This is a genomic window from Pseudomonas sp. GW822-FHT02E03 (genome assembly GCF_058802325.1).
Map to the genome: position 1 here is coordinate 1 of NZ_JBXAOA010000101.1, position 1,071 is coordinate 1,071.

Sequence of the window (1,071 nt, forward strand, 5' to 3'; positions counted from 1 at the left end):
CGCTACCGAATCCACAAACAGGATGGAAGTATCCATATCAGCCACCACAATCGAAGTGATATAGCATGATAATAAAAAGAATTAAATGGATATCGAAGTCAGCTGAAGAAGCGGAAGTTGAAATTAGTGATGGTGACTTCACATGCATCGCCTTCTCTCAACCTTGCAATGTAATAGTGGGCGAGCATTTAACTCAACCACTCCACGTTTTTTCTGTAAAAAACGCAATGATCAGTGATCAGCCGGTGGTAGGAATATGGAACTTAAGCGACACAAAACTTGAGCGAAAAGTCGTTGCCAAAGTTATCGACATCACTAACCAAGTGGTTGCCGTTGGCGACATACATATGCTGATTGATGATTGTTTACCAGGAGGATTAGAGATTGGGAACATCATTGAATTCGAGTGCGCAAGAATAGATCTATGGTAGTAGCATCTAAAAAACAAAAAGAAAAGGTGACAAAGAAAAGGTGACAGATTTATTTTCTAGTCACCTTTCTCCAAGCGCTCATGAAAATAAATCGAAAATCAATCCATCCCATTTTTGCCAGGTCTAAGTACAGAAGGCATAAAACCGTGGAAAAACGACCCGATAGTCTCATCTGGATGATTATCCATAATGAAAGTCGTCTGTAAAATAAACAATCTACACGACATCTTAAACCCATACACTCTAACTAGATTAAAGCACTATATCTCTAGATCCGACGGCGAAATAGATCTTGACATCGCCAGAGAATACACGGTCTACGGAATTGAGTTCTGGGACAACTGCCCATGGTTCTATCTTTGTACTGAAGTGGACGACGAGTATCCAAAACCCTTTGCTGCTGAATTTTTTGAGGTAATAGACGAACACATTTCACAATACTGGAGATTGGGCTCGACCCCGTCAGGGGAGAGAGGAAACTCAACTTCACTAGTATTCGAAGAATGGTCGAAGGACCCAAGTTTTTACGAACGTCTAATTGATGGCGACGAGCAAGCTATCGTTACATTTGCAAAATATAAAAAACTCATGAACTCAGAATAATTTAGCACACAAAAAATAATACAAAAGGGCAATACAA

Annotated in this window: 2 protein-coding genes; both read left to right on the forward strand. The window is 40.0% G+C overall.

The window, feature by feature from the left end:
• Positions 1-65 precede the first annotated feature (65 nt).
• On the forward strand, positions 66-431 hold the full coding sequence (locus AC1RQB_RS28215) for a hypothetical protein (protein ID WP_063340309.1): 366 nt from the start codon (positions 66-68) through the stop codon (positions 429-431).
• A gap of 189 nt (positions 432-620) precedes the next feature.
• Positions 621-1,034 (forward strand): hypothetical protein, encoded by a 414-nt coding sequence (locus AC1RQB_RS28220; protein ID WP_063340310.1) that lies wholly within the window; start codon positions 621-623, stop codon positions 1,032-1,034.
• The last annotated feature ends 37 nt before the right edge of the window (positions 1,035-1,071 follow it).

Coding starts and splice junctions, on each gene's coding strand:
- AC1RQB_RS28215 (WP_063340309.1), top strand. CDS start 66: ATGATAATAAAAAGAATTAAATGGATATCGAAGTCAGCTGAAGAAGCG.
- AC1RQB_RS28220 (WP_063340310.1), top strand. CDS start 621: ATGAAAGTCGTCTGTAAAATAAACAATCTACACGACATCTTAAACCCA.